Origin of the sequence: Microbacterium sp. NPDC090003, assembly GCF_044748385.1 — a bacterium.
In the GTDB taxonomy this organism is placed as follows: domain Bacteria; phylum Actinomycetota; class Actinomycetes; order Actinomycetales; family Microbacteriaceae; genus Microbacterium.
In genome coordinates this window covers 1,094,979-1,121,006 of the sequence record NZ_JBIVFW010000001.1, presented here as the reverse complement: position 1 = coordinate 1,121,006, position 26,028 = coordinate 1,094,979, and the positions used below count along the sequence as shown (strand labels likewise).

The window sequence follows — 26,028 nt, the reverse complement described above, 5'->3', positions numbered from 1 at the left end:
GGACAGCGATCTGCTCAGGCGTGCACGGCCTCGGCGGGCACCGTCTCGCCCTGAGGCTGCTTGCGCACGAGCGTGAGCACGTCGTAGGTCGCGACCGTCTCGTCGCGCTGGTTGCGGATGGTCGCGTCCCAGCGCACTTCGCCGTAGTCGTCGGTCTCGCGCGGTGTGATCTGCTTGGCGGTCAGTTCGACGCGGATCTCATCGCCGGGTGACACCGGGGTGACGAAGCGCAGGTCCTCGAGGCCGTAGTTCGCGAGCACCGGACCGGGCTCGGGATCGACGAAGAGCCCCGCCGCCCACGAGACGAGCAGGTAGCCGTGCGCGACCCGCCCCGGGAAGAAGGGATTGGCCGCCGCCGCGGTCTCGTCCATGTGGGCGTAGAACGTGTCGCCGGTGAACTGCGCGAACGTCTCGATGTCGTCGAGGGTCACGGTGCGTGAACCCGAGGCCACCTGATCACCGACCCGCAGTTCGGCGAGCGATCGGCGGAACGGATGCCGTCCGTCGCTGCGCACAGCGGCGCCCGCATGCCAGACGCCGGTGAGCGCCGTCAGCATCTGGGGCGACCCCTGCAAGGCGGTGCGCTGCATGTGGTGCAGCACCGCGCGGATCCCGCCCAGCTCCTCACCACCGCCGGCCCGCCCCGGCCCACCGTGCACGAGGTTCGGGAGCGGGGATCCGTGTCCGGTCGACGAGCGCGCATCGTCGCGGTCGAGCACCAGCAGCCGCCCGTTGAACGGCGCGATGCGGGTCGCGAGCGCCACCGCCTCCGCGGGGTCATGCGTCGCGATGCTCGTCACCAGTGAACCTCCGCCGCGGGCGACGAGCGCCGCGGCCTCTGCGACGGTCGCGTAGGTCAGCAGAGAGGCGACGGGGCCGAAGGCCTCGACCTCGTGCACGGCATCCGTCTGCGCGTCGTCGAAGCGCAGCAGCATCGGCGCGACGAACGCGCCGTCGGCGGAGGGTCCGGACGAACCGTCGACGTGCCGCACGTCCGGCGCATCGAGCGCGCCGACGACGATCCGCCCGCCGGCATCCTGCAGCACGGCGACCTGTCGCAGCACCTCGTCGCGCTGGGCGAGCGAGGCGAGTGGGCCCATCGTCACGCCCTCCGCACGGGGATCGCCGAGCACCGTCCGCTCCGACAGGCGGGCGCGCACCGCCTCGATCACGGCATCCGCCGATCCCTCCGGCACGATGACGCGACGGATCGCGGTGCATTTCTGCCCGGCCTTCGTCGTCATCTCGGTGACCAGTTGGCGCACGTAGGCCTCGAACTCGGGCGTCCCGGCCGTGGCATCCGTGCCCAGCACCGAGGCGTTGATCGAGTCGGTCTCGGCCGTGAACCGCACGCCCCCGGTCTGCACCGCGGGATGCCGGCGCAACGACTCGGCCGTCGATGCGCTGCCCGTGAATCCCACGAGGTCGCCGAGGAGCAGGTGGTCGAAGAGATCGGTCACGCTCCCGCTCACGAGTTGCAGCGTGCCCTCGGGTACCAGCCCCGACTCGATCAGGATGCGTACCATCGCTTCGGCGAGATACCCGGTCGGGGTCGCGGGCTTGATCAGCGTCGGCATTCCTGCGAGGAAGGCGGGGGCGAACTTCTCGAGCGCGCCCCACACCGGGAAGTTGAAAGCGTTGATCTGCACGGCGACGCCCGGCAGTGTGGTGTGCACGTGGCGCCCGAGGAACGACCCGTCCTTCGAGAGGGGCTCGACCGGGCCGTCGATGCGTACGGTGCCGTTCGGCAGTTCGCGGCGTCCTTTGCCCGAGTAGGAGAAGAGCACGCCGATACCGCCGTCGATGTCGACCCACGAGTCGGCGGTCGTCGCACCCGCGCGGACCGAGAGCGCGTACAGCTCGTCCTTGCGGGCGGTCAGCGCGAGCGCGAACTGCTTGAGCAGCACGGCCCGCTGGTGGAAGGTGAGTGCGGCGAGGCTCGCCTGCCCGACCGTGCGGGCGTGCACGAGCGCTGCCGCGAGGTCGAGACCCGTGGTCGACACGCGGGTCACGAGCTCGCCGGTCGATGCGTCGCGCACCTCCGTCGAGGGCGATCCGGCCGAGGGCGTCCACCAGGCGCCCTCGATGAAGCTGGGCAGGTATTCGGTCATCGGGTCTCCTTCGGAGAATCGGGGTCGGTCCAGTCGTAGAAGCCCGCGCCGCTCTTGCGCCCCAGTCGGCCCTCGGCGACCATCCGGCGGAGCAGGGCGGGTGGCTCGAAGCGCTCACCCAACTCGCGGGCGAGCTCCTGGGCGATGCCGAGGCGCACGTCGAGCCCCACCACGTCGGTCGTGCGTAACGGACCCACCGGATGCCGGTACCCCAGCGTCATGGCGGCGTCGATGTCGGCCGCCGACGCGACGCGCTCCTCGAGCATCCGGATGGCTTCGAGTCCGAGCGCGACGCCGAGGCGCGACGACGCGAAGCCGGGGGAGTCGGCGACCACGATCGGCGTCTTGCCGAGCAGGGCGACCCACTCGCGCGCCGCGTCGACCACGGTCGGGTCGGTGGCCGAACCCCGCACGATCTCGACGAGCGCCGACGAGGGCACCGGATTGAAGAAGTGGAGGCCGAGGAATCTCTCGGGCCGACGGCGGGCGAGGGCGAGGTCATCGATCGAGATCGATGAGGTGTTCGAGGCGAGCACGGCGTCGGCCGACAGCACCTCGTCGAGCCGCGAGAGCGCGTCCTCCTTGAGCACGCGGTCCTCCGGAACGGCTTCGACGACCAGTGCGGCATCCGCGCACGCCTCGACATCGGTGGAGAGTCGGAGGCGCGCGGCGCAGTCGCCCGCATCGAGGCCGGGGTCGCGGTCGGCGGAACGACGGAGGCTCTCGTCGATGCGCAGCGCCGCGGCATCCGCGCTCGCCGTATCGCGCTCGACGACGACCACCCGCGATCCCGCGAGCAGGAACGCATGCGCGATGCCCGCGCCCATACGCCCTCCGCCCATCACGCCGACGATGGCCGGAACGCTCACGAGCGACCCGTCCGATCGAGGAACGCCATCATGCGGCGGTCCTTCTCGGGGCTCTCGAACAACTCGGCCTGCAGCTCTCCGTCGATACGCGGATGCTCCGCACGTGGCGCGCGGAGGGCGTGCTTGGTGTGCCGTGTGGCGAGCGCGTCGTTCGCGGCGATGCGGTCCGCGATCGCGTGCGCGGCGGGCAGCAGCTGCTCGGGCGGATGGATCGCCGAGATGAGGCCCCAGGCGAGGGCGTCGTCCGCGCCCAGCGCGCGGCCCGTGAGCAGGAGATCGGCGGCGCGGGCATGGCCGACGATCTCGGGCAGTCGCCAGGTCGCGCCGGCAGCGGCGAGGATGCCGAGTCCGGTCTCGGGGTTGCCGATCCGGAGCGACGCGGTGGCGATGCGGATATCGGCGGCGTACGCGAGTTCGGCGCCACCGCCCAGCGCGTAGCCGTCGAGGGCGGCGATGACCGGCATCGGCAGTTCGGACACCCGGATGAAGGCCGTGGCGTTGATCCCGCGGCGCGCATCGTCGGCGCGGCGCTCGCGGAGTTGGGCGATGTCGGCGCCCGCCGCGAAGTCGCCGCCCGCCCCCGTGAGGATCAGCGTGCGGGGGTCGGCTTCGAGCTCGGCGCAGAGCGCGTGCAGGGCATCGATCGTGGCGAGGTCGATGGCGTTGCGGCGCTCGGGTCGGTGCAGCGTGGCGAGCACGCGGTCATCCCGTCGTTCGATCAACAGAGGGTCGCTCATGCCACCCGCTCCAGGATCATGGCGGTGCCCTGCCCGACGCCCACGCACATCGTCGCGAGTCCGAGTCCCGCGCCCTCGCGCTCCATGCGCCCGAGCAGCGTGACGACGATACGGCAACCGCTCGACCCGAGCGGGTGCCCGAGGGCGATCGCCCCGCCGTCCCCGTTGACGCGCTCGGGGTCGAGTCCGAGTCGCCGGATCGATGCGAGCGACTGCGAGGCGAACGCCTCGTTGAGCTCGACGGCTCCGATCCCGTCGACCGCGAGGCCGGTGCGGCGCAACGCCTTCTCGGTCGCCGGCACGGGGCCGAGGCCCATGACCTCGGGGGCGAGGGCGGCAGAGGTAGCGGTCACGATGCGGGCGCGCGGGGTGAGGCCGTACCGGCGCACGGCCTCACCCGAGGCGACGATCACGGCGGAAGCCCCGTCGTTCAGCGAACTCGAGTTACCCGCCGTGACGACACGGCCGCCCTCCACCACGGGGCGCAGCCCCGCGAGCGCGCCGATGTCGGTGTCGCGGCGGGGACCCTCGTCGACGTCGACCTCGCCTGTGCGCGTGGGCACGGCGACGATCTCGTCGGCGAAGCGTCCCGCGTCGATCGCGTCGACGGCGAGCCGGTGGCTGCGCAGCGCGAACGCATCGGCATCCTCTCGCGTGATCCCGTCGCGTCGGGCGACCTCCTCGGCGGTCTCGGGCATCGAGAGCGTGGCGCCCGCGCGCGCCGCGAGGCGCGGGTTCGTGAACCGCCAGCCGATCGAGGTGTCGATGACGGTGCCCGGCTTCGCCCACGCCCGTTCGGGCTTGCCCTGCACCCAGGGAGCCCGGGTCATCGATTCGACGCCGCCCGCGACGAGCAGCTCCGCGTCGCCCGCGCGGATCGCCTGGGCGGCCAGAGCGATGGCCGACATCCCCGAGGCGCAGAGCCGGTTCACCGTGAAGCCCGGAATCTCTTCGGGGAGTCCTGCGAGCAGCACGGCCATGCGTGCGACGTTGCGGTTGTCCTCCCCGGCCTGGTTCGCAGCTCCCAGGATCACCTCGTCGATCGCGGCATCCGGCACTCCCGCGCGATCGACGGCGGCGCGCACCACGAGGGCGGCGAGATCATCGGGACGGATGCCGGCGAGGGCGCCGCCGTAGCGACCGATCGGGGTGCGGATCCCGCCGATGAGGAACGCCTCGGTCATGTCGGCCTCCTCACACCCGCCCGTAGGCGCGCAAGGGCTGTTCGATCAGCGCGACCAGCTGTCGCAGGAAGCTCGCGGCGTAGCCGCCATCGCACACGCGGTGGTCGAACACCAGCGACAGCTGGACGATGCGGCGGGCGACGACCTCGCCGTCGACGACCCAGGGGCGTTCGAGCACGCGTCCGATGCCGAGGATCGCCACGTCGGGATGGTTGATGATCGCGGCGGAGCCGTCGACGCCGAGTCCGCCGTAGTTGTTCAGAGTGAAGGTCGAGCCGCGCATCCGCTCGGGCGGCATCACTCCCGCTCGGGCGGTCTCGGTGAGCTCGCGCAGCGCGGCGTCGAGCTGCGCGACGCTCAACTCGTGCGCGCGGGAGACGACCGGCACGAGCAGCCCGCGCTCGGTGTCGGTGGCGATCCCGAGGTTCACGCCCTCGAACGCGACGATCTCGTCACCGCCGTCGCCCAGACGCGAGGCGAGCACGGGGTGGTCCTCGAGGGCGAGTAGCGCGAAGCGCGCGAACAGCGCGGTCAGCGAGGGCGCGCGCTCGCCGGTCGTGGCGATCTCGCGGCGAAGATCCCAGAGACGCGTCGCATCGACGTCGACCCAGACCGTCGCCTCGGGGATCTCGGAGCGACTGCGGCTCAGGCGGGCGCTCGCGGCGCGCCGCAGCGGAGACAGACGGTCACGGGCCCGCACGCGCAGGCCGTCGATCTCGTCGACGGGCGACGCCGAACCCGCCGATGCCGGTGCGTGCGCGCCGTCGACGGCATGATCGACCGCGGCCCGCAGCACGTCGGCGCGCGTCACGGCGCCGTCGGCTCCGGTCGCGGGGATCGCGCGCACGTCGAGACCGAGGTCGCGCGCGAGCCGACGCACGATCGGCGAGCGCACGGCGACGGTGCGAGCACGGGGTGCCTCCGTCTTCTCGGCGGGCGCCGCGGTCGGGTCGTGAACGACCGAGGGGCGGCGACGTCCGGCCGCCGACCGTCCACTCGTGCCGTAGCCGATGAGCACGTTGCCCGAGCCCGCGCGTTCCTCGACTCGGTAGTCCTCGTGCGCCGCGTTCTCGGGCACGACGGTGTCGGGCGAGGCGCTCGTCCCCGCGGCATCCGATACCTCCAGTACGGGGTCGCCGACGGCAATCGTGTCGCCGGCGTCGCCGTGCAGCGCGGTGACCACACCGGCGAAGGGGGAGGGCAGTTCCACGACGCTCTTGGCCGTCTCGACCTCGGCGATCGCCTGATCGACGGCGATCGTGTCTCCCACCGCCACGAGCCATTGCACGAGACCGGCCTCGGTGAGGCCCTCGCCCAGGTCTGGCAGGCGGAAGACGTGCGCGGTGAGGGTGCTCACGATTCGTCCTCCCAGTGCAGCGTGTCGATCGCGTCGAGCACGCGGTCGACGTCGGGCAGATACCAGTGCTCGAGCTTCGGCGGGGCGTAGGGGATGTCGAACCCCGTCACCTTTCGCACCGGTGCCTCGAGGTGTTCGAAGCAGCGCTCGAACACCCGCGACTGGATCTCGGAGGCGACGCTCGCGTACCCGGGGGCCTCGGCGATCACGACGGCCCGGCCGGTCGTGCGCACGGCGGCCGTGACCGTGGCGTCGTCGAAGGGCGAGAGCGAGCGCACGTCGACCACCTCGACGCTGCGGCCCTCGGCGGCTGCGGCCTCGGCTGCTTCGAGCGCGAGCGGTACGGCCGCGCCGTAGGCGAGCAGTGTCACGTCGGTGCCGGTGCGCGCGACCCGGGCGCTGCCGAGGTCGACGCGGTGGGCGGTGTCGACGTCGCCGCGCGTCCAGTACAGCTTCTTGGGCTCGAGGAACACGACCGGATCGGGGGACTCGATCGCCGCGCGCAGCAGCGAGTACGCGTCCTGCGGAGTCGACGGGCACACGACCGTCAGGCCGGGGGTGTGCGCGTAGTAGGCCTCCGACGAGTCGCAGTGGTGCTCGACCCCGCCGATGCCGCCGCCGAACGGGATGCGGATGACCAGCGGCATCCGTACCCCTCCGCGCGTGCGGTTCCCGTACTTCGCGACGTGGCTCACCACCTGCTCGAACGCGGGCAGGGCGAAGGCGTCGAACTGCATCTCGACCACGGGGCGCATGCCGTTCATCGCCATGCCCACCGCCGTGCCGACGATCCCGGACTCGGCGAGCGGTGTGTCGAAGCAGCGGTCCTCGCCGAAGCGCGCGGTGAGTCCGTCGGTGACCCGGAAGACCCCGCCGAGCGCGCCCACGTCCTCCCCGAAGACGACGACCTCGGGGTCGTCGGCCAGGGCGTCGGCGAGGGCGAGGTTCAGGGCCGCGGCCATGGTGAGCGTCGCGGGCGCGCGGCCGGTCGCATCGGCGTCGAGCCGCGCGCCGTCGAGATGCGTGCCGTCCTGCGCGATCGTCATCGGGATGCTCCTTCGCGAGAGGCGGGCTCCGCCTGTCCGGATGCCATCGCCGCGCGCTCGATCTCGCCGCGCAGCATCGACCATTGCTCCTCGAGCTGCGGCGAGCGGGTCGCGGTCACGAACCGGAAGAGATCCTCGGGATCGAGGTCGGCGTCGGTGTTCAGCGCGGTGCGCAACTCGGCCGCGAGGGTCTCGGCACCCGCGGCGAACCCGGCGTCGAGGTCGTCGTCGAGCGCTCCGACCGCGCGCAGGTGCGTGCGCAGCCGCAGCAGCGGGTCGCGCTCGACCCAGGCCTGCACCTCGGCGCGCTCGCGGTAGCGGGTGTCGTCGTCGGCATTGGTATGCGCCTGCATCCGGTAGGTGTGCGCCTCGACGAGGGAGGGCCCGTCGCCGGCACGTGCGCGCGCGACGGCCGCGCCGAGCACCGCGAGCAGTGCGGCGACATCGTTGCCGTCGACCCGCCGGCCCGGCATCCCGTACCCGATGGCCTTGTGCGCGAGCGAGGGGGCGGCGGTCTGGCGCGAGAGGGGCACCGAGATCGCGAACCCGTTGTTCTGCACGAAGAAGACCACCGGCAGGCGGAACACCGACGCGAAGTTCATCGCCTCGTGGAAGTCGCCCTCGCTCGTGGCGCCGTCGCCGCACAGGGCGAGTACGACGGTGTCGTCGCCGCGGCGCTTCGCGGCGTGCGCGAAGCCGACCGCGTGCAGCAACTGGGTCGCGAGCGGCGTGGACTGCGCGGCGACGCGGTGGGCGCGCACGTCGTACCCCGAGTGCCAGTCGCCCGCGAGCAGCACCATGGTCTGCGCCGGCGGGACTCCGCGCCCGATGATGGCGACGGCGTCGCGGTAGGTGGGGAACAGCCAGTCCGACGCGCCGCCCAGCACGCGCGTTGCCGCGACCTGACAGGCCTCCTGCCCGTGCGACGAGGGGTAGACGGCGAGGCGGCCCTGGCGCACCAGGGCGCTGGCCTGGTCGTTGAACCGGCGCCCCTCGACGAGCCCGCGGTAGGCGTCGAGCAGCGCGTCGCGGCCGGGCAGCGGATAGTCCGCGTCCTCGGTGAGCGTGCCGTCGGGGGCGATGAGCTGCACCGCCTCGTCGCGGGGGAGCATGTCGTCGTTCATCTGGTCGCCTTCCTCGCCGAACCTGATGACGCCATCATGCGCGTTCCCGCGCAGTCGTCCAAGGGGAGAGGGGGAATGCTGGACGATTGCCCGCGCATTGCCTTCCCGCTCGCCGAAGTGTCAGAATTCGAGGCGGGACGAAGGAGTGCCATGACCACGCTGGATGAGATCGACCGTGCGATCCTCGACGAGCTGCGCCGCGATGCGCGAGCGTCGATGACGGCGTTGGCGGATGCCGTGCACATCTCGCGGGCGGGCGCACACGCCCGCATCCGCCGACTCACCGACGCGGGCGTGCTCACCGGGTACACGGTGCGCACGGATCCCTCGAAGCTCGGCCATCACGCGAGCGCCTACGTCACCCTCGCCATCGAGCAGGCCAGCTGGCAGCTCGTGCAGGATCGTCTGCGGGCGATCCCCGAGATCGAGCACATGGCGCTGGTCGGCGGAGACTTCGACGTGATCCTGCTCGTGCGGGCGAACGATGCGCGCGACCTCCGCCGCATCGTGCTCGAGGACATCCAGGCGATCCCGTCGATCCGCACGACCCGAACGACTCTCATCTTCGAGGACTTCGAGCGCTGAGCGCGGATCTCTCAGCCCGGAGAACACCGCGTGCCAGACTGGGGCGATGACCGCCACCGACCCCGTCCGCCGCGGGCGCCCGGGGTACGACCGCCGAGGACTGCTCGATGCCGCGGTCGCCGTGTTCAACGAGTCCGGCTACGACGGCACCTCGGTGGCGGCCCTCGCCGCTCGACTCGGGCTCTCGAAGGCCGCGCTCTACCACCACTTCTCCTCGAAGGAGGAGATCCTCGAGACGGCCCTCGACGAGGCTCTCGACGGTCTCGAGGGCGTGCTGGCCGCCACGGATGCCGTGCGCCCGGGAGACCGTCTGGCCGCGGTGCTCGAGGGCGCCGTCGGTGTGCTCGTCGCGCACCTGCCCTCGGTCACGCTGCTTCTGCGCGTGCGGGGCAACAGCGAGGTCGAACGGTGCGCGCTCGAACGTCGGCGCGCCTTCGATCAGGCCGTGACCGCGATCGTGCGCGCGGCGCAGGACGAGGGCGCGGTGCGCGCCGACGTGGATGCCTCGGTCGCGACGCGTCTGCTCTTCGGCATGGTCAACTCGCTCATCGAGTGGTATCGCCCGAACGGTCCTGAGGGGGCCGAGGCCCTCGCCCGCGACGTTCTCGCCGTGGCGCTCGACGGACTCCGCACGCGCTGAGCCGCGGCATCCGCCTCTCCGGCGCGGGGCGTCAGCCGATCGTCAGCGTGAAGCCGTTGTCCGTCGCCGTCACGGCGACCCGGGTGAGGTCGTCGACCTGCACCTCGGGATCGTGCGCGTGTGCGTGCGGCCCCACGCCGATCACGCGCATGCCGGCGGCGTGCGCAGCCTGGATGCCGGCGCCCGAGTCCTCGAACACGATGCAGTCGGCGGGATTGACACCGAGATCCGCCGCAGCGCGGAGGAAGCCCTCGGGGTCGGGCTTCGATGCCGAGACGCTCTCGGCGGTGATCGTCAGGGCGGGCAGGGGGAGTCCTGCCGCGCCCATGCGTGCGGTCATCAGCTCGACGTTCGCCGAGGTCACGATCGCGTGCGGGTGGGGGAGCAGCGCCTGCAGCAGCGCGGCGGCACCCGTGATCTCGACGACGCCCTCGACGTCGCTGCTCTCGTTCGCGAGCATGACGGTGTTCTCGTGCAGGTTGATCGCGTGGTCGCGCTCGGGCAGCAGGATCGACATGCTCTGGTGGCCCTGGCGGCCATGGATGACCCGCAGCACCGTGGCGGGGTCGAGCCCGTGCGGCTGCGCCCACTCCAGCCACAGGCGTTCGACGACGGCGGTCGAGTCGACCAGGGTCCCGTCCATATCGAGGAGGACGGCGCGGGCGTGGAGGGTCTCGGTCACCCCTCCAGGCTAACGGCGTGGGGCCGCAGCACCCGCCTCATCGCCGGAGACGGGCTACTCGCCCCGCAGTGCCCGGGTCGCGGCGGCACTGCGCTCGAGGGCGTCGACTGCGACGTCGCGGCGCAGCTGCGCCGCACCGATGAACAGGCAGTCGACGAGCGCGAGCTGGGCGATGCGGCTCACCATCGCGCCGGCGCGGAAGCGCGATTCGCGGGCGTGGGTGAGGAGGAGGTGATCGGAGGCGCGGGCGAGGGGCGAGGTGCTGGCCCCGGTGATGCCGATCGTCGTGGCACCGGTCTCGCGCGCGGACTGGAGGAAGAGCACGGCTTCGGGTGTGGTTCCCGAGTTCGAGAAGCCGATCGCGACGGTGGGCGAGGTGCGGAGGGCGGCGGCGGCGCTCGCCTCGTGCGCATCGTCGAGGGCGATCGCGTTGTGGCCGATGCGCAGCAGCTTGTGGCCGAGATCGGCGGCGGCGAGGCGGCTCGCCCCGATGCCGAACAGCAGGATGCGCCCCGAGCCCTCGATGGCTTCGGCGGCGGCGCCGAGCGCGTCGTAGTCGAGTCGCTCGACGGTCTCCTCGATCGCGAGTCGTTCGAGTGCGGCGAGTTTGCGGGCGGCGTCACGCAGGCTGTCGTCGGCGGCGATCTCCGCGCCGAACCCGCTGTTCGTGCCGAAGTTGACCGACTCGCGGCCGAGCTCGGCGGCGAGGGTGCGACGTAGCGCGGCGTAACCGCTCACGCCGATCACGCGGCAGAAGCGCACGACCGAGGCGACCGAGGTGTCGCACGACGCGGCGAGCTCGGTGATCGTGCTCTCGATCACCTGGGTGGGGTTGTCGGCGACGGCGCGGGCGATCCGGGCGAGGGAGGGCGGCAGTGTGTCGACCGACGCCGCGATCGTCGTCTGGATACTCATGCGTCTCCTTCACCGGACGTGAACAATTCTTTCATGTGGTCATCAATCCGCGTAGACTATTTTTATGACTTCGACGCCGCGCTTGCTCGCCGTGGACCTCGGCAAGTCGCGGTGCCGCCTCGTGGTGGCCGATCCGACACGCCGACCTGCACATGAGGGTACAGGTGCGCCGGGGCTCGCCGCCGCCGACGGCGTCAGCGCCGCGCTCGCTGCGGTCGAGACGGTGCTCGCCGACGAGGTGGACGGGACGATCTCGGCCCTCGCCGTCGGAGCGGCGGGTGCGTGGGCCGCACCCGCCGCCGCGCAGCGCCTGGCAGGCCTCCTCGCCGCTCGCGTGCTGGCCCCCGTGGCCGTGGCTTCCGACGTCGTCACGGCCCATGCCGGAGCGCTCGACGGCGCCCACGGTGTGCTTCTCATCGCCGGCACGGGCGCTGCCGCCCTCGGAACGGATGCCGACGGCGCCCGCCTCGTCGACGGCTGGGGTCCCGACGTCGGCGACCTCGGAAGCGGCTCCTGGCTCGGACGCGAGGTGCTCCGCGCCGTGCTGCGCGCCGCCGACGGCCTCGGCCCCGCGACCGCTCTCGCCGAGGCGATCGCGGAACCCGTGGGCGCGGCATCCGACATCATTCCCTGGCTCGCGCACGGCGACCCGCTCGCCCGACGCCTCGCGACCCTCGCCCCTCTCGCGCTGGATGCCGCCGAGACCGGCGACGAGGCCGCCGGGGCGATCGTCGCCGAGGCCACCCGTCTGCTCACCGCCTCCGCCGTCGTGGCGTCCACGACGCCCGACGTCGTGCTGCACGGCGGACTCACCGACCACGCCTGGTTCCGCGCGCAGCTGACCGCCGCGCTCGCCGCCGCCGGACGCCGGGTGCAGCCGCCCGTCGGCGACGCGATCGACGGTGCCCTGCTGCTCGCCACCCGCTTCGATCTCCCTCACGAAAGGTTCGTGCACCGTGCCGAATGACGACACCCGACTCACCGCTCTGATCGAGGAGCTGTCGAAGCTCGACACCGAGGCGGCGACCACCGAGCGCGGCGACCTCGATCTGCTGACGAGCGCACAGCTCGTCGAGCGCATGAACGCCGAGGACGCCCGGGTCGCCGGAGCCGTGGCCGCGGAGGCCGCGCAGATCGCCGCCGCCGTCGACGGCATCACCGAGCGGTTCCGTCGCGGCGGGCGCCTCATCTACATCGGGGCCGGCACGGCGGGCCGCATCGGGGTGCTCGACGCGAGCGAGTGCCCGCCCACCTTCGGTACCGACCCCTCGCTCGTGGTCGGCATCATCGCCGGCGGTGAGACGGCGATCCGCTCGGCGGTCGAGAACGCCGAGGACGACGCCGACGCCGCGGCCGCATCGCTGGCAGAACTGCAGCTCACCGCATCCGACACGGTCGTCGGCATCTCGGCGTCGGGCCGCACTCCCTACGTGATCGGCGGGCTCGACTACGCCCGCGATCTCGGCGCACTCACGGTCGCGATCGCCTCGAACCGGGGCTCCGCGATCGGTGCCGCCGCCGACATCGCGATCGAGGTCGTGACGGGTCCCGAGTTCATCTCCGGGTCGACGCGGCTGAAGTCGGGCACCGCGCAGAAGCTCGTGGTCAACATGCTCACGACGCTCTCGATGATCAAGCTCGGCAAGACCTACCGCGGAGTGATGGTCGACCTGCTCGCCACCAACGAGAAGCTGCACGCGCGGTCCATCCGCACGGTGTCGCAGCTCGCGGGAGTCGACACCGACGAGGCCGCACGCGCGCTCGCCGCCGCAGACGGCTCGGTCAAGCTCGCGGTGCTCATCCTCGCCACGGGCGCGACGCCCGCGGACGCGGCCTCGGCTCTCGACGCCGCCGACGGTCTGCTGCGCGAGGCGATCTCGGCGCTGAGCTGAGATCGCCCGGTCGTCGCGGCGGTCAGTGCCCGAACTCGATGAGCGCGACCCCGACCGCGATGAGCGCGACGCCCGCGGCCATCATGGCCGAGAAGTGGTCCTGGAACAGGATGCGGCCCATCACGGCGGTGATCGCAACGCCGGCGGCGGCCCAGATGCCGTAGGCCACGCCCACGGGCATGCCCATCGCCAGGATCGCGCCCAGCAGCGAGAACGCGGCGACGTAGCCGACGACGATCACGGGGATCCACCGCCTGCGGCGCAGGCCCTCGGAGGCGCGCAGGCTCAACGTGGCGGTGACCTCGCTCGCGATCGCCAGAACCAGCAGCACCCAGATCACGAGGCGGCCTCCGATGTCGGGCGGGCGTGCGAGCCGAGCTCCACGAGCAGCACGCCGATGACGATCGCGCCGACCCCGATGATCTGCACCGTGCCGAGCGTCTCGCGGAACAGCACGGTGCCGAGCACGGCGGTGAGCACGACACCGATCGCCGACCAGATGCCGTAGGCCACGCCCACCGGCATCCCCCGATCGAGCACGAGCGAGAGCAACCAGAGCGATCCCGAGTACCCGACGACGACCACGATCAGCCAGAGCGGATGCGTGAAGCCCTCGGCCGCGCGCAAGGACAGCGTCGCCGACACCTCGAGCGCGATCGCGATCAGCAGGGGCGGCCACGGCGAGCGGCGGGGTCGGTCTGTCATCGAGGGCCTTTCGGGAGCGTCAGTGCCGACGGCGGATATCGGCGCGCGTGCGCCGCAGGGGAGAACGCGTCGGATGCTCGCAGGATTCCCTGTCCGACAGGTGAACGGGTGGGGGAGGTATCGCCTGTCGGAGGCGCCCGGCATCATGGGGTCATGAACCGCACGTCGTTACTCCGTGAGCGCCTCCGTTCGCATCGGCTCACCGCCCGTGCCGCGTCGGTCGTCGAGGCTGCACGGCACATGCTGGCCGTGCAGAGTCAGGACTTCACCGCCGGACGCTGGGCCCTCGCGGCCCGCACGCGCGGCACCGTCGCTCTGGAAACGGTCGATCGCGCCTTCGATCGCGGCGACCTCGTGCGCGCCTGGACGATGCGCGGCACCCTGCACACGATCCCGGCGCGAGATCTGGCGTGGGTGCTGTCGGTCACGGGTGCGCGTCAGCTGGCCGCCGCCGCTGCGCGCCACCGCGACCTCGGCATCGACGACGAGCTGCTGCGGGGCGCGGCCGCGATCGTCGCCCCGCTGCTCCGCGACGGCGGGTGCTCGCGTGCCGAGGCCTTCGCTCGATGGTCGGATGCCGGGATCGACCCGCGGGATCAGCGCGGCGTGCACCTGCTCGGCGCTCTCGCGATGCGGGGCGAGATCTGCCAGGGCCCGGTCGTGCCGGCGACGACCTCCGCGGGCATCGCACGTGAGCAGCGCTTCGTCGCGACCGACGAGTGGATCTGTGGTCCCGTGCGGCCGGACGATGCGCTCGCCGAGCTCTTCGTGCGCTACGTCGAGGGCCACGGTCCGATGCGCGTCGAGGACTTCGCGTGGTGGTCGGGGCTCACCCTCGGAGCATCGCGCGAGGCGGCCGCACGCGCGGGACGGCGTGTGGTCGAGGTCGACGACGGCACCTACGCCCCCGTCGCGCCGCCGCGCCGCTCGCCCGGGTCTCCGAGGGTGCAGGTGCTCGGAGCGTTCGACGAGTACTACATCTCCTACGCGGATCGTACGCTCGTGTGCCCGCCCGAGGGGCTGGCCGTGGTCGGCCCCGGTAAGAACGGCATGGTGCGCCCGGTCGTCGTCGTCGACGGCGAGGTGGTCGGGGTGTGGCGTCTGCCGCCGGCATCCGGACGCGGGGGTGGCGAGGCGGCCGTCGAGCTGTTCTCCACGGGGGAGCGGCCGCCCCTCGATCCGGAGATCGACGAGCAGTTGCGCGCTGCGCTCGCCCGGCACGCGACGTTCCTCGGGGCCGCGGCATGATCCGCGGCGCGGCCCCGAGATGAACGCCGGAGATCACTCCGCGGCGTGACGCCCGAGGAACTCGTAGACCTCGCTGTCGTCGACACCGGGGAAGGCGCCGCGCGGCAGGGGCGAGAACATGTGCGTGTGCACGCGCGCGCTCGGCCAGGACTTTCCGCTCCAGCGTTCCGCCAGCTCCGACGACGGACGTCGGCAGCACGATTCATCGGGGCAGTTCGAGACCGCACGATCGGTCGTCTCGCGCCCGCGCCACCAGCGGGCGTCGTCGAACGGGACGCCCACCGTGATCGAGAACTCGCCGTCGGCCGACGACCCGGTCTGGGTCGAGCACCAGAACGTGCCCGAGGGGGTGTCGGTGTACTGGTGGTGCTCGGTCGTGCGGTTCTGCTGGCCGAAGGCCGCCCGCGCCTGGAACTTGCGGCACACGCGCTGACCCTCGACGGCGCCGGTGACGTCCATGGGCAGGGGCAGGTCGTCGTTCTCGTAGACGCGGGTGATCGCGCCGTCGGAGTCCACGCGCAAGAAGTGCAGCGACATGCCCAGATGCTGGGTGAGCAGGTTGGTCATGCGCATCCCCGCGGCCTCGTGCGTGACACCGAAGGCGTCGCGGAAGTCCTCGACGGCCAGGTTGCGATCCTTCTTGGCCTGCTGCAGGAAGGCGACGGACGCCGTCTCCGGCAGCAGGCAGCACGCGCCGAAGTAGTTGATCTCGAGGCGCTGCTGCAGGAAGTCGGCGTAGTCGGTGGGCGGAGTGTGTCCGAGCAGGCGGTGGGCCATCGCCTGCAGCGCCATGGAGCGGAGGCCGTGGCCCCCGGGGATCGAGGCGGGCGGGAGGTAGATGCGCCCGTTCTCGAGGTCGGTGACCGAGCGCGTGGAGTGCGGCAGGTCGTTGACGTAGATGAGCTCGAACCCGAGGCGCTCGGCCATGATGCTCACGGTGCGGTGGCTGAGCGCGCCCTGCACGTGCCCCGCGGCCTTCAGCTGCTTCTCGGCGAGCTTCTCGATGTCGCCGAGGTAGTTGTTCTGCGCCCGCATCCGCAGCCGCAGCTCGGTGTTCGCGCGGCGGGCCTCCTCCGGGGTAGCGATGGCCTCGCGCTCGCGCCGCTGGAGTTCGCGGTGCAGGCCCAGTACCGACTCGATCGTCTCGTCGCTCATGCCCTTCGTCACGCGCACGGGGGAGATGCCGAGCTGTCGGAACACCGGGCTCTCCTGCGCGCGGTCGAGCTCGATCTCGAGAGCGGCGCGGCGGTTCGGCGGCTCGCCGGAGATGAGGTCGGTGACCTCCGTGCCCGTGGCCTGGGCGATGGCCTGCAGCAGCGACAGCTTCGGTTCGCGCTTGCCGTTCTCGATCAGGCTGAGCTGCGACCCCGCGACGCCCACGAGTGCGCCGAGCTCGTCGAGGGTGAACCCCTGAGCCTGCCGGTGGTGCCGGATGCGATGGCCGAGGGTCGTGAGATGGATGCCGGAGGACGCCATTCCTTGATCTTAGACGAAAGAATCGCAATATTTACGTTTCGATTCGCCGGAAAGTCGCGCGGAATGGCGAAGAAGATGGGAACAACGCCCCACACTTCAAAGGAGCAGCCCATGGCCATCGCCGAAGTCTTCACCCCTCGCACCTCGCCCGTCGCCGCCGCGCGCACCTTCGGCGCGGTGCCGGCTTATGACACTCCCGCGATGGCGGAGCTGGTGGCCTGGGTCGACGAGATGGCGGAGCTGACGCAGCCCGATTCCGTGCACTGGGTCGACGGGTCGCGCGCCGAGAACGACTGGCTGCTGCGCGGCCTCGTCGCCGAGGGCAAGCTCATCAAGCTCAACCCCGAGTGGCGTCCCGGCTCGTACCTCGCCCGCTCGCACCCCAGCGACGTCGCCCGCACCGAGGGGCGCACGTTCATCTCCTCCGAGAAGGAGGAGGACGCCGGCCCCACGAACAATTGGGCACCGCCCGCCGAGATGCGCGAGAAGATGACGGGCCTCTTCACCGGGTCCATGCGCGGACGCACGATGTACGTCGTGCCGTTCTCGATGGGTGCGGTCGGCGGCCCGCTCTCGCACATCGGCGTGCAGATCACCGACAGCGCCTACGCGGTCGCCTCGATCGGCATCATGACGCGCGTCGGCGATGTGGTCACCCGGCAGATCGCGGACGGTGCCCCGTGGGTGCGCACCGCGCACACCGTCGGTGCGCCGCTCGCGCCGGGACAGGCGGATGCCGAGTGGCCGTGCAACGACGAGAAGTACATCGTGCACTTCCCCGACACCCTCGAGGTGTTCTCGTACGGCTCGGGCTACGGCGGCAACGCGATCCTCGCCAAGAAGTGCTTCGCGCTGCGCATCGCCTCGGTGATCGCTCGCGACGAGGGCTGGCTCGCCGAGCACATGCTGCTGATCCGCGTGATCGACCCGCAGGGGACGGCCTACCACGTGGCCGCGGCATTCCCCTCGGCGTGCGGCAAGACGAACCTCGCGATGCTGCGCCCGACGATCCCCGGATGGAAGGTCGAGACGCTCGGTGACGACATCGCATGGATCCGCCCGGGCGACGACGGGCGCCTCTGGGCGATCAACCCCGAGGCGGGCTTCTTCGGCGTCGCTCCGGGCACGGGCGAGGCGACCAACGTCACGGCGGTCGAGACGCTGTGGGGCAACACGATCTTCACGAACGTCGCGCTGCGTCCCGACGGCGACGTGTGGTGGGAGGGGCTGACCGACACCGCTCCCGCCGAGCTCACCGATTGGGAGGGCAATGCCTGGACGCCGGACTCGGGGCGCCCGGCCGCGCACCCGAACTCCCGGTTCACGGTCTCCGCGGCCCAGTGCCCGCAGATCGCCGAGGACTGGGAGGAGGCCGTGCCGCTCGACGTCATCCTGTTCGGCGGTCGCCGCGCCAGCAACGTTCCGCTGGTCGTGGAGGCGACCGACTGGACCCACGGCGTCTTCCTCGGCTCGAACATCTCGTCCGAGCGCACCGCCGCGGCCGAGGGAACCCTCGGCGAGCTGCGCCGCGATCCCTTCGCGATGCTCCCGTTCTGCGGCTACAACATGGGCGACTACTTCGGCCACTGGCTGAAGGTCGGTCGCGGTCTGCGGTTCGACCGCGCGCCGCGCATCTTCCAGGTCAACTGGTTCCGTCGCGGCGACGACGGCCGCTTCCTGTGGCCCGGGTTCGGCGACAACTCGCGGGTCGTCGACTGGATCATCCGCCGGATCGCCGGCGAGGTGCCGGCCGTCGACAGCCCGATCGGGCGCCTGCCGCGCACGCAGGACCTCAACCTCGACGGACTCGACATCCCGCAGGCCGACCTCGACGAGCTGTTCGAGGTCGACCCGGCGGCCTGGCGGGTCGAGGCCGATCGCACCGAGGAGTTCTACGACACGTTCGGCGACCGGCTTCCGGCCGCACTGCGTGCCGAACTGGCGTCGCTCCGGTACCGCCTCGAGAAGGCGTAGCCGGAGCGCAGGGCCAGGTGCCGGTTCGGGGGAGCCGGCACCTCTGCGGGGCCCCGTCCGGGGACGCGCGCACAGACCCGCGACGGCGGGATGTCGGAGACGAACCCATGGCTGAGTGGTCTCCGGCATCCCGCCGTCGCGACTTTCCGTGCGCGTCGCGTCATGTGGTCGTGCGGCCGGGTGACGTAGCCGGATCAGGCGAGCAGCTGGTGGCGGGCGAGGTCGCGGTACAGCGGCGTCGACTCGACGAGTTCCGCGTGCGTGCCCTGGCCGACCACCGCGCCGTCCTGCAGCACCACGATGAGGTCGCTGTCGATGACGGTCGAGAGCCGGTGCGCGATCACCACGAGGGTGCGGTCGTTCGAGACGGCGTCGATCGCCTCGCGCATGCGCTGCTCGTTCACGCCGTCGAGCGAGGAGGTCGACTCGTCGAGCAGCAGGATCGGTGCGTCGGTGAGCAGAGCGCGGGCGATCGCGAGTCGCTGGCGCTCGCCGCCCGAGAGCATCACGCCGTCCTCGCCGACCGCTGCCGCAAGGCCGAGCGGGCTGCGCTCGAGCACGTCGCCGAGGTTGACCGCGCGCAGGACCCGTTCGCAGTCCGCATCGGATGCCGAGGGGGAGGCGAGTCGCAGGTTGTCGGCGAGCGTGCCGGCGAGGGTCGGAGCATCCTGCTCGACGTAACCGAAGTGGGCACGCAGTTCGTCGCGGGGGTAGGTGCGCGCGTCGTACCCGTGCACGCGGATCGACCCGCCCGTCGGGTCGTAGAAGCGCTCGACGAGCGAGAGGATCGTGCTCTTGCCGGCGCCGCTGGGCCCGACGAGAGCGACGCGGGCGCCGCGGGGAACGGCGAACGAGACGCCGCGCAGCACCTCGCGGTCGGAGGCGTCTGCTGCGGTGTCGGTGTCGAGTGTCGTCTCCGGCTTCTCGACGTGGGCGTCTTCGAGGAGCGTCCGGGCGGCCCTCGCCGCAGCCTCGCGCGCGGCGACCACGTTATCGGGGTAGCGGAAGTGCACGTCGCGGAACTCGATCGCGGGAGCGTCCGGTGCAGGCGCGGTGCGCGCGATATCGGCGGCGATCCGCTCGTCGTCCTGCGTCTCGGTCGGCAGATCGAGCACCTCCTGGATGCGGCCGAGCGCGCCGAGCGCCTGATTGACCGAGGTGATCGCCCCGAACGTCGTGGCGAGCGGCATCACCAGCAGGAAGAGGAACATGATGAACGCGATCAGCGAGGCGATCGAGAGAGCGCCGGCGGCGACCCGGAACCCGCCGACGCCGAGCACGACGATCAGGGAGAGCTGCAGGGCGATGCCGGCGACCGGCACCACGAGCGAGGAGATCTTCGCGATCCGCACGCCGATGCCGTATGCCTCGTCGGCCGTCCGCGAGACCGTCGCCGTCTCGCGCTCGGTCGCACCGGACGCGCGGATCGTGCGGATGGAGCCCACCGCGCGTTCGACACCGGACGCCAGCTCGCCGACCTTCTGCTGCTGTGCCGTCGAGGCCGTGCGGATGCGGCCGCTGAGCGCCACCACGACGACCACGGAGACGCCGATCACGAGCACGATCAGCAGCAGCAGGATCGGGTCGATCACGAGCATGGCGATGAGGGCTCCCACGAACAGCACGGCGCTGCCGACGGCATCCGCCAGTCCCTGAGTGAGCACGGCGTAGAGCAGCGTGGTGTCGGTGCCGACGCGCGAGACGAGATCGCCGGTGCGGCGCGCGTCGAACTCCGAGGTCGGAAGATGCAGGATGCGGGCGATGAGCTTGCGGCGGCTGGAGAGCACGACCGCCGTGCCGGTGCGCTGCAGCAGGTAGTGCTGGAAGCCGGAGATGATCGACGACACGATCACGAAACCGATCAGCAGCCACACCAGGATCCCCAGCGTGCCTCCGGACTGCACGGCTTCGATGACCTGCCCGACGAGCAGTGGTTGCACCAGCGAGGTCGCGGCGCCGAAGACGCTGAGCACGGCCACGACGACGAGCGTGCGCTTGTGCTCGAACAGGAAGGGGAGGAGCTGGCGGAACGTGGCGCGCGGACCGTCCTGCTGCGCGCCGCGTCCGCGTCGGCGCGGTGTCGCCGTCCGGGACATGGAAGACCTCGTTCTGAGATAAGGGGGTACTACGACCGTACTTCGTGCAGAGGGCGTCTGCGGTCGCTCAGGATCGCCCGAACCGGCGATGCGCGGCCTGCTTCGAGACGCCGAGGGCGCTGGCGATGGCCTGCCAGGAGTAGCCGCCGTTGCGCGCTCGACGCACCTGGGCCTCCTCGGCGCGTGAGATCTCGCGGCGCAGTGCCGTGAGCCGGTTCAGTTCGGCGAGGGGCTCGCCCTCGGGGTCGGTCGCGATCGCGGTGCGGATGCTCATACGTCAACGGTAGTTGACGTGCCGCGCGGTCGTCAACACTTCTTGACGCTTCGAGTCGCTCGCCTTGTCGTGCGCCACCCTCCGAAAGACGGCAGAATGCCCGAATCGAAACCCGGGTTGGCAGACTGGACGGATGCTCGACACCCCCGTACTCCGCCCCGGTGACCGCATCGCGGTCCTGTCGCCCGCTTTCGCGGCACCGGCCGTCGCCCCCGACATCCACGAGCAGGCACTGCGGCGTCTCGCCGACCTCACCGGACTCGTCCCTGTCGAGTACCCGACCACGCGCCTCCTCGACGCGAGCCCGGAGGCGCGGGCCGCCGACGTCAACGAGGCCTTCGCCGATCCGAGCATCCGGGCGATCCTCGCGACCATCGGCGGCGATGATCAGATCCTCGTCGTGCCGCATCTCGATCCCGTTCTGGCGCTCGCCGATCCGAAGCCGTTCCTCGGGTACAGCGACAACACCAACATCTTGAACTGGCTGTGGGGACTCGGCGTCCGCGGCTACTACGGCGGCTCGACCGCCGTGCACCTCGGACCCGGCCCCGCGATCGACGACGTGCACCTGCTGTCGCTGCGCGCGGCGCTCCTCGACCGCGGCACGGTGGAGCTCACCGAACCCGGTGAATCGGAGGACATCGGCCGACGCTGGGCCGATCCGCGGGCGCTCAGCGAGTACGGCGAACGCACCCCGACCGAGCCCTGGACGTGGGCGGGCCCGCGGCGTGCGGTCACCGGGCGCACCTGGGGCGGATGCCTCGAGGTCATCGACGGTCTGGCCCTCGCGGATCGGATGCCCTCGGTCGACTCTGTGGCCGGATCGATCCTGCTTCTCGAGACGAGCGAGGAGCGTCCGCCGGCGAGCTGGGTGAACAGGTGGTTGCGCGGTCTCGGGGAGCGCGGCATCCTCTCCGCCGTGGCCGGCGTCGTCGTGGCGCGACCTCCGGTGAGCGACTTCGACTTCAGCCCGTCGGCAGACGAGGCGCGATCTCTTCGAGATGCCCAGCGCGATGTCGTGATCGACGTCGTCACCCGCTACAACCCCGAGGCCGTCGTGTGCGTCGGCCCGCCGTTCGGGCACACGCGCCCGCAGTGGATCGTGCCCTACGGCGGCACGATGACCCTCGACGGCGCGGCGCACCGCATCTTCGCCGACTACTGACTGTCAGCCCAGCGCGAACGGCACGAGAAACGCCCCCGGACCGGGAGGGCCGAGGGCGTTTCGAGGGGATGCCGTTACGGCTGCGGCGTCGCCGCCACGCCGAGGTCGTCCTCGTAGTCGACGTCCTTGGTCTCCTTCGAGAGCATCAGGGCGATGAACGTCAGAACGCCCATGGCCGAGAGGTACAGACCCACGAGCCACGGGGCACCGCCGCCGGCCTGCCACAGCCATACCGCGATGAGCGGGGCCACGGCCGCACCGAGGATCGACGAGACGTTGTACGAGATCGCCGAACCCGAGTAGCGCACGTTCGTCGGGAACAGCTCGGGCAGCAGCGCGCCCATCGGGCCGAAGGTGGCGCCCATGAGCATGAAGCCGAACACGAGGAACGCCTGGGCGAGCGCCCCGGTGAACTTCGGGTCGACGGCCGGCAGCAGGAACGCGTTGAACGTCAGACCGAAGACGATGATGAGGCCCGTGACCCAGAGCAGCAGCTTGCGGCGGCCGATCTTGTCGGCGATGGGGCCCGAGAGCAGGGTGAAGATTCCGAAGAACACGACACCGATGATCTGCATGAGCACGAAGTCCGTGTAGCCGAAGCCGAGACCGGGGTAGAACTGGGCGGCGAACGCCGACGCGTCGAAGTCGTTGCCGGCGGCCTCCGCGGCCGCCTGTGCAGCAGCGGATGCCGTCTCGAGCGAGGCCGCCTTCGTGCCGTACGACAGCGTGAAGTTCGTCATCAGATAGAACAGCACGTACGTCGCCAGCATGAAGAACGTGCCGAGGATGAGCTGCTTCCAGTGGTGGCGGAAGACGGTCGCGAGAGGCAGCTTGCGGATCGTGCCCTTCGTCTCGGCCTTCTTGAAGGTGTCGGACTCGACAAGGCGCAGACGCACCCACAGGCCGATGATGACCATCACGGCCGAGAACAGGAACGGGATGCGCCAGCCCCACGAGAGGAACGCCTCGGATTTCAGCGCCGGGTTCTCGGCGTGGGGAAGCAGCCAGTTGATGCTGAGGAACAGCAGGTTCGCGATGATGAACCCGAGCGGGGCGCCCAGCTGCGGGAAGGTGCCGTACCAGGCGCGCTTGCCCTTCGGGGCGTTCTCGGTGGCGACCAGGGCCGCACCCGACCACTCGCCGCCCAGGGCGAAGCCCTGCGCGAGACGCATGATCAGCAGGAGGAGCGCGGCCACCCAGCCGATCTGCTGGAACGTGGGCAGGAGCCCGATGAGGAACGTCGCGATACCCATCGTGAGCAGCGACGCGACGAGCGTCGCCTTGCGGCCGTACTTGTCGCCGAAGTGTCCGAAGACCACCGCGCCGATGGGGCGGGCGACCATCGCCGCCCCGAAGACGCCGAACGAGGCGAGAAGCGAGGTGGTGTCGTTGCCGGTCGGGAAGAAGAGGACCGGGAACACGAGCACGGCCGCCGTGGCGTAGGCGTAGAAGTCGTAGAACTCGATGGTCGTGCCGACCAAGCTCGCGGTGATGACACGCGAGCGGGGATTCGCCGGCGCTGTGGTCGTACTCATGCTGCTCCTTAGGAATAAGCACCCCGGGCATACCGAGGCACTCGGGCGAGTTTACGCCTTCCTGAGTGTTCCCTGTGCGCCGGGCCGGGTCGTGAGGCGCTATATGACGCGATGCGTAGAGTCGGGGCGTCGGAGGGACACTGCATGGCGACCGAGACGCCCGTGTATCGGGCACCGATGCGTTCGCGCGACGACGCCGTGCCGCGGGGCGTCGGGGCCGAGCGCGCGCTCCAGCTCGGGATCTGCGGCATCGGCGGCCGGGTCTCGCCCCCGCCGACGACTCTGGAGTCCGCGCTCGTCCGTGCCGACGAGCAGAGCGGCATCCGCCTGGCCTGGAGGATCGAGCGCTTCGCCAAGGCGCCGGTCGGGGCCTACGTCTGGACGCGCGACGTCGACGGCTCGAGCTATCTCGGGAGGATCACCGGGCCGTGGACCTACGACGCCACGGAGGCCGCGCTCGCCGCGGACCTCGTGCATGTGCGCCGCTGCGACTGGCTCCTCGAGCCGATCGAGGAAAGCCTCCTCCCCGGTGCCGTACAGGCGGCCTTCGGTCGCGGAGGGCGCAACTGGCAGCGCATCCGCGCCGAGGGCGTCACGCCACCCACCGCAGCGATCTGGCGGCGGCACCGCGGCGAGGCCTGAGCGCGCGCTCCGCGCCGTGTGCGCTCACTCCTCGGTGTCGCCGAGGCACAGTCCGCGCACGAACTCCGCACGCGGCGAGAGCAGCTCCTCGAGCTCGAGCACGACGACGCGGTTCGCCCCGGCACAGGTCGCCGGCGCGGGGACGAACAGCGTGCGCTGCGGTCCGTTGCGCCAGTAGCGGCCGAGGAAGAAGCCGTTCACGAACGCGTATCCCTTGCTCCACGCGCCGGTGTCGAGGAAGAGGTCGGCCGGAGCGTCCAATGCGAGGTCTCCGGTCCAGGCACGGGGGCCGTCTCCCGATCGCGGAGCGGAGCGGGTCGCGACCTCGTCGGAGATGGCCTGCACGTCGAGCGGAGTCGAGGTCCAGTCGCTGAGGGGTGTCCCGTCGAGCATCGGTGCGCCGATCAGCCCCTTCTCCTCGCCGAGACGATGGTCGTAGTTCACGCGGCCCTGCTCCTCGACGAGGATGCTGAGGGTGCGACCGGCGGGGATCCGCAGCGCCTGATCGTGCCGCGTGCGCGACAGAGTGCCGAGGGGCTGGCCGTCGACGCTCACCCAGGCGAGGTCGCGCACCTCGTCGACCGTGAGCAGGCCGGGGGCACTCATCGGGGGCAGGGCGACGTCGTAGCGCACGAGGGCGCTGAGGTGCCCCAGCGCATCGAACGTGGCGGGGAGAGACGCGGGAGAAGCGGATGCGGCGGCATCTGTCCATGCGCCGGCGGACGTGAGCTCGACGCTCGCGACCGGGGCGGATGCCGCGGGCGCTGGCAGCTCGTCGGGAACCGGCGCGTACTTCGCGATCACATCGCGGAAGGCGAAGAATTTCGCCGTCGGGTCGCCGGCCTCGTCGAGCGGGGCGTCGTAGTCGTACGACGTGACGATCGGGAGGTAGCGGCCCTTGTGGTTCGCGCCGTTCGTCAGGCCGAAGTTCGTGCCGCCGTGGAACATGTAGATGTTCACCGACGCCCCTGCGGCGAGCAGAGCGTCGAGATCGGATGCCGCGGCGTCCACGTCGGTGGTGTGGTGCACGCCGCCCCACCAGTCGAACCATCCGTCCCAGAACTCGGAGCACATGAGGGGACCGGTGGGCTGGTGCGCGCGCAGGGTCGCGAGGCGCTCGGCGCTGCGCGATCCGAACGAGCCGGTCTTGTGGAGATAGGGCAGGCTGCCATCGGCGAGCATCTGATCGGTGGGCTGGTCGACGGTCGTGAGCGGCACCGTGATCCCGGCCTCGCGGGTGAGGGCGACGAGGGCTTCGAGGTAGGCCTTGTCGGACCCGTAGGCGCCGTACTCGTTCTCGATCTGCACGAGCACGACGGGACCCCCGCGATCGATCTGCCGCGGGGCGACGATCTCGTATACGCGGTGCAGGTAGGCGCTGATGTCGGCGAGGAACGCCGGATCGGAGGAGCGCAGGGCGCGCCCGCCGGCGGTCAACCAGGTCGGCAGGCCGCCGTTGTGCCACTCGGCGCAGATGTACGGTCCGGGGCGCACGATCGCGTCCATCCCCTCGGCGTGCACGAGGTCGAGGAAACGACCGAGGTCGTTCCACCCCGTGGCATCCCACTCGCCGCGCCGAGGCTCGTGCGCGTTCCAGGCGACGTAGGTCTCGATCGTGTTGAGACCCATCAGACGCGCCTTGCGGATGCGGTCCTGCCACTGATCCGGGTGGATGCGGAAGTAGTGCAGGGCGCCGGCGATGACCTGGTGCTTCCGTCCGTCGCGGAGGAAGTCGGTGTCGCCGATGGTGAAGGAGGTCACGATGTGAAGT

The 26,028-nt window shown here is 71.2% G+C and carries 24 protein-coding genes; 8 read left to right on the top strand and 16 right to left on the bottom strand.

The window, feature by feature from the left end:
* Positions 1-14: 14 nt before the first annotated feature.
* The 7 genes from paaZ to ACIPVN_RS05465 are packed head-to-tail and all read right to left on the bottom strand — an operon-like array spanning position 15 to position 8,428.
* Positions 15-2,111, bottom strand: coding sequence for a phenylacetic acid degradation bifunctional protein PaaZ (paaZ, locus tag ACIPVN_RS05495; RefSeq protein ID WP_400440512.1), 2,097 nt, complete (start codon positions 2,109-2,111; stop codon positions 15-17).
* Entirely contained in the window at positions 2,108-2,953 is an 846-nt protein-coding gene (locus ACIPVN_RS05490) for a 3-hydroxyacyl-CoA dehydrogenase family protein (protein WP_400443315.1), read from the bottom strand. The genes paaZ and ACIPVN_RS05490 overlap by 4 nt, the downstream gene beginning before the upstream one ends.
* A gap of 23 nt (positions 2,954-2,976) precedes the next feature.
* The gene (locus ACIPVN_RS05485; RefSeq protein WP_400440509.1) at positions 2,977-3,717 is read right to left on the bottom strand and encodes an enoyl-CoA hydratase/isomerase family protein; all 741 of its coding nucleotides are present in this window, start codon (positions 3,715-3,717) and stop codon (positions 2,977-2,979) included.
* Entirely contained in the window at positions 3,714-4,901 is a 1,188-nt protein-coding gene (locus tag ACIPVN_RS05480) for a thiolase family protein (protein WP_400440506.1), read from the bottom strand. The genes ACIPVN_RS05485 and ACIPVN_RS05480 overlap by 4 nt, the downstream gene beginning before the upstream one ends.
* 10 nt (positions 4,902-4,911) lie before the next feature.
* Positions 4,912-6,258: a dihydrolipoamide acetyltransferase family protein gene (locus tag ACIPVN_RS05475; RefSeq protein ID WP_400440503.1), complete on the bottom strand. Its 1,347-nt coding sequence runs from the start codon at positions 6,256-6,258 to the stop codon at positions 4,912-4,914.
* Positions 6,255-7,304, bottom strand: a complete 1,050-nt coding sequence (locus ACIPVN_RS05470) for an alpha-ketoacid dehydrogenase subunit beta (protein ID WP_400440500.1) — start codon at positions 7,302-7,304, stop codon at positions 6,255-6,257. Before ACIPVN_RS05470 ends, ACIPVN_RS05475 begins: the two co-directional genes overlap by 4 nt.
* The gene (locus tag ACIPVN_RS05465; RefSeq protein WP_400440497.1) at positions 7,301-8,428 is read right to left on the bottom strand and encodes a thiamine pyrophosphate-dependent enzyme; all 1,128 of its coding nucleotides are present in this window, start codon (positions 8,426-8,428) and stop codon (positions 7,301-7,303) included. Before ACIPVN_RS05465 ends, ACIPVN_RS05470 begins: the two co-directional genes overlap by 4 nt.
* Before the next feature lie 150 nt (positions 8,429-8,578).
* Between ACIPVN_RS05465 and ACIPVN_RS05460 the strand changes: the two genes are divergently transcribed.
* Together ACIPVN_RS05460 and ACIPVN_RS05455 are read left to right on the top strand one after the other, a co-directional pair.
* Positions 8,579-9,013 (top strand): Lrp/AsnC family transcriptional regulator, encoded by a 435-nt coding sequence (locus ACIPVN_RS05460; protein WP_400440496.1) that lies wholly within the window; start codon positions 8,579-8,581, stop codon positions 9,011-9,013.
* A gap of 46 nt (positions 9,014-9,059) precedes the next feature.
* Positions 9,060-9,653, top strand: coding sequence for a TetR/AcrR family transcriptional regulator (locus ACIPVN_RS05455; RefSeq protein WP_400440493.1), 594 nt, complete (start codon positions 9,060-9,062; stop codon positions 9,651-9,653).
* 31 nt (positions 9,654-9,684) lie between these two features.
* On the opposite strand, the gene ACIPVN_RS05450 is transcribed toward ACIPVN_RS05455, so the two are convergent.
* Together ACIPVN_RS05450 and ACIPVN_RS05445 are read right to left on the bottom strand one after the other, a co-directional pair.
* A complete protein-coding gene (locus ACIPVN_RS05450; RefSeq protein ID WP_400440490.1) occupies positions 9,685-10,335 on the bottom strand; it encodes an HAD-IA family hydrolase in 651 nt (216 codons plus the stop codon).
* Between the two features lie 54 nt (positions 10,336-10,389).
* Positions 10,390-11,250, bottom strand: a complete 861-nt coding sequence (locus ACIPVN_RS05445) for a MurR/RpiR family transcriptional regulator (RefSeq protein WP_400440488.1) — start codon at positions 11,248-11,250, stop codon at positions 10,390-10,392.
* Positions 11,251-11,314: 64 nt separating this feature from the next.
* Here ACIPVN_RS05445 and ACIPVN_RS05440 point away from each other — a divergent pair, with 64 nt between their 5' ends.
* Together ACIPVN_RS05440 and murQ are read left to right on the top strand one after the other, a co-directional pair.
* Complete coding sequence (locus ACIPVN_RS05440) at positions 11,315-12,217, top strand: N-acetylglucosamine kinase (protein WP_400440485.1); 903 nt, start codon at positions 11,315-11,317, stop codon at positions 12,215-12,217.
* Complete coding sequence (gene murQ, locus ACIPVN_RS05435) at positions 12,207-13,142, top strand: N-acetylmuramic acid 6-phosphate etherase (RefSeq protein WP_400440482.1); 936 nt, start codon at positions 12,207-12,209, stop codon at positions 13,140-13,142. Before ACIPVN_RS05440 ends, murQ begins: the two co-directional genes overlap by 11 nt.
* 22 nt (positions 13,143-13,164) lie before the next feature.
* Here murQ and ACIPVN_RS05430 read toward each other — a convergent pair whose 3' ends face one another.
* Both ACIPVN_RS05430 and ACIPVN_RS05425 read right to left on the bottom strand, forming a co-directional pair.
* Entirely contained in the window at positions 13,165-13,482 is a 318-nt protein-coding gene (locus ACIPVN_RS05430; RefSeq protein ID WP_400440479.1) for a DMT family transporter, read from the bottom strand.
* Positions 13,479-13,847, bottom strand: a complete 369-nt coding sequence (locus ACIPVN_RS05425) for a DMT family transporter (RefSeq protein ID WP_400440476.1) — start codon at positions 13,845-13,847, stop codon at positions 13,479-13,481. Before ACIPVN_RS05425 ends, ACIPVN_RS05430 begins: the two co-directional genes overlap by 4 nt.
* A 153-nt stretch (positions 13,848-14,000) precedes the next feature.
* Between ACIPVN_RS05425 and ACIPVN_RS05420 the strand changes: the two genes are divergently transcribed.
* The gene (locus ACIPVN_RS05420) at positions 14,001-15,095 is read left to right on the top strand and encodes a winged helix DNA-binding domain-containing protein (protein WP_400440474.1); all 1,095 of its coding nucleotides are present in this window, start codon (positions 14,001-14,003) and stop codon (positions 15,093-15,095) included.
* 33 nt (positions 15,096-15,128) lie between these two features.
* Here ACIPVN_RS05420 and ACIPVN_RS05415 read toward each other — a convergent pair whose 3' ends face one another.
* Entirely contained in the window at positions 15,129-16,571 is a 1,443-nt protein-coding gene (locus tag ACIPVN_RS05415) for a helix-turn-helix domain-containing protein (protein WP_400440471.1), read from the bottom strand.
* Between the two features lie 111 nt (positions 16,572-16,682).
* Between ACIPVN_RS05415 and ACIPVN_RS05410 the strand changes: the two genes are divergently transcribed.
* Complete coding sequence (locus tag ACIPVN_RS05410; protein WP_400440468.1) at positions 16,683-18,545, top strand: phosphoenolpyruvate carboxykinase (GTP); 1,863 nt, start codon at positions 16,683-16,685, stop codon at positions 18,543-18,545.
* Positions 18,546-18,739: 194 nt separating this feature from the next.
* Here the strand turns inward: ACIPVN_RS05410 and ACIPVN_RS05405 are convergent, their stop codons facing one another.
* Both ACIPVN_RS05405 and ACIPVN_RS05400 read right to left on the bottom strand, forming a co-directional pair.
* A complete protein-coding gene (locus ACIPVN_RS05405) occupies positions 18,740-20,641 on the bottom strand; it encodes an ABC transporter ATP-binding protein (RefSeq protein WP_400440465.1) in 1,902 nt (633 codons plus the stop codon).
* A gap of 67 nt (positions 20,642-20,708) precedes the next feature.
* Positions 20,709-20,915, bottom strand: a complete 207-nt coding sequence (locus ACIPVN_RS05400; RefSeq protein ID WP_247623060.1) for an AsnC family protein — start codon at positions 20,913-20,915, stop codon at positions 20,709-20,711.
* Between the two features lie 133 nt (positions 20,916-21,048).
* Between ACIPVN_RS05400 and ACIPVN_RS05395 the strand changes: the two genes are divergently transcribed.
* Positions 21,049-22,080 (top strand): S66 peptidase family protein, encoded by a 1,032-nt coding sequence (locus tag ACIPVN_RS05395; protein ID WP_400440461.1) that lies wholly within the window; start codon positions 21,049-21,051, stop codon positions 22,078-22,080.
* 74 nt (positions 22,081-22,154) lie between these two features.
* On the opposite strand, the gene ACIPVN_RS05390 is transcribed toward ACIPVN_RS05395, so the two are convergent.
* Positions 22,155-23,615 carry an MFS transporter gene (locus tag ACIPVN_RS05390; RefSeq protein ID WP_400440459.1) on the bottom strand — a complete coding sequence of 487 codons (1,461 nt, stop codon included), beginning with the start codon at positions 23,613-23,615 and terminating at the stop codon, positions 22,155-22,157.
* Positions 23,616-23,759: 144 nt separating this feature from the next.
* On the opposite strand from ACIPVN_RS05390, the gene ACIPVN_RS05385 reads away from it, so the two are divergent.
* Complete coding sequence (locus ACIPVN_RS05385; RefSeq protein WP_400440456.1) at positions 23,760-24,257, top strand: GAF domain-containing protein; 498 nt, start codon at positions 23,760-23,762, stop codon at positions 24,255-24,257.
* A 24-nt stretch (positions 24,258-24,281) separates the two neighbouring features.
* On the opposite strand, the gene ACIPVN_RS05380 is transcribed toward ACIPVN_RS05385, so the two are convergent.
* Positions 24,282-26,018 carry a beta-galactosidase family protein gene (locus ACIPVN_RS05380; protein WP_400440453.1) on the bottom strand — a complete coding sequence of 579 codons (1,737 nt, stop codon included), beginning with the start codon at positions 26,016-26,018 and terminating at the stop codon, positions 24,282-24,284.
* Positions 26,019-26,028: the final 10 nt, after the last annotated feature.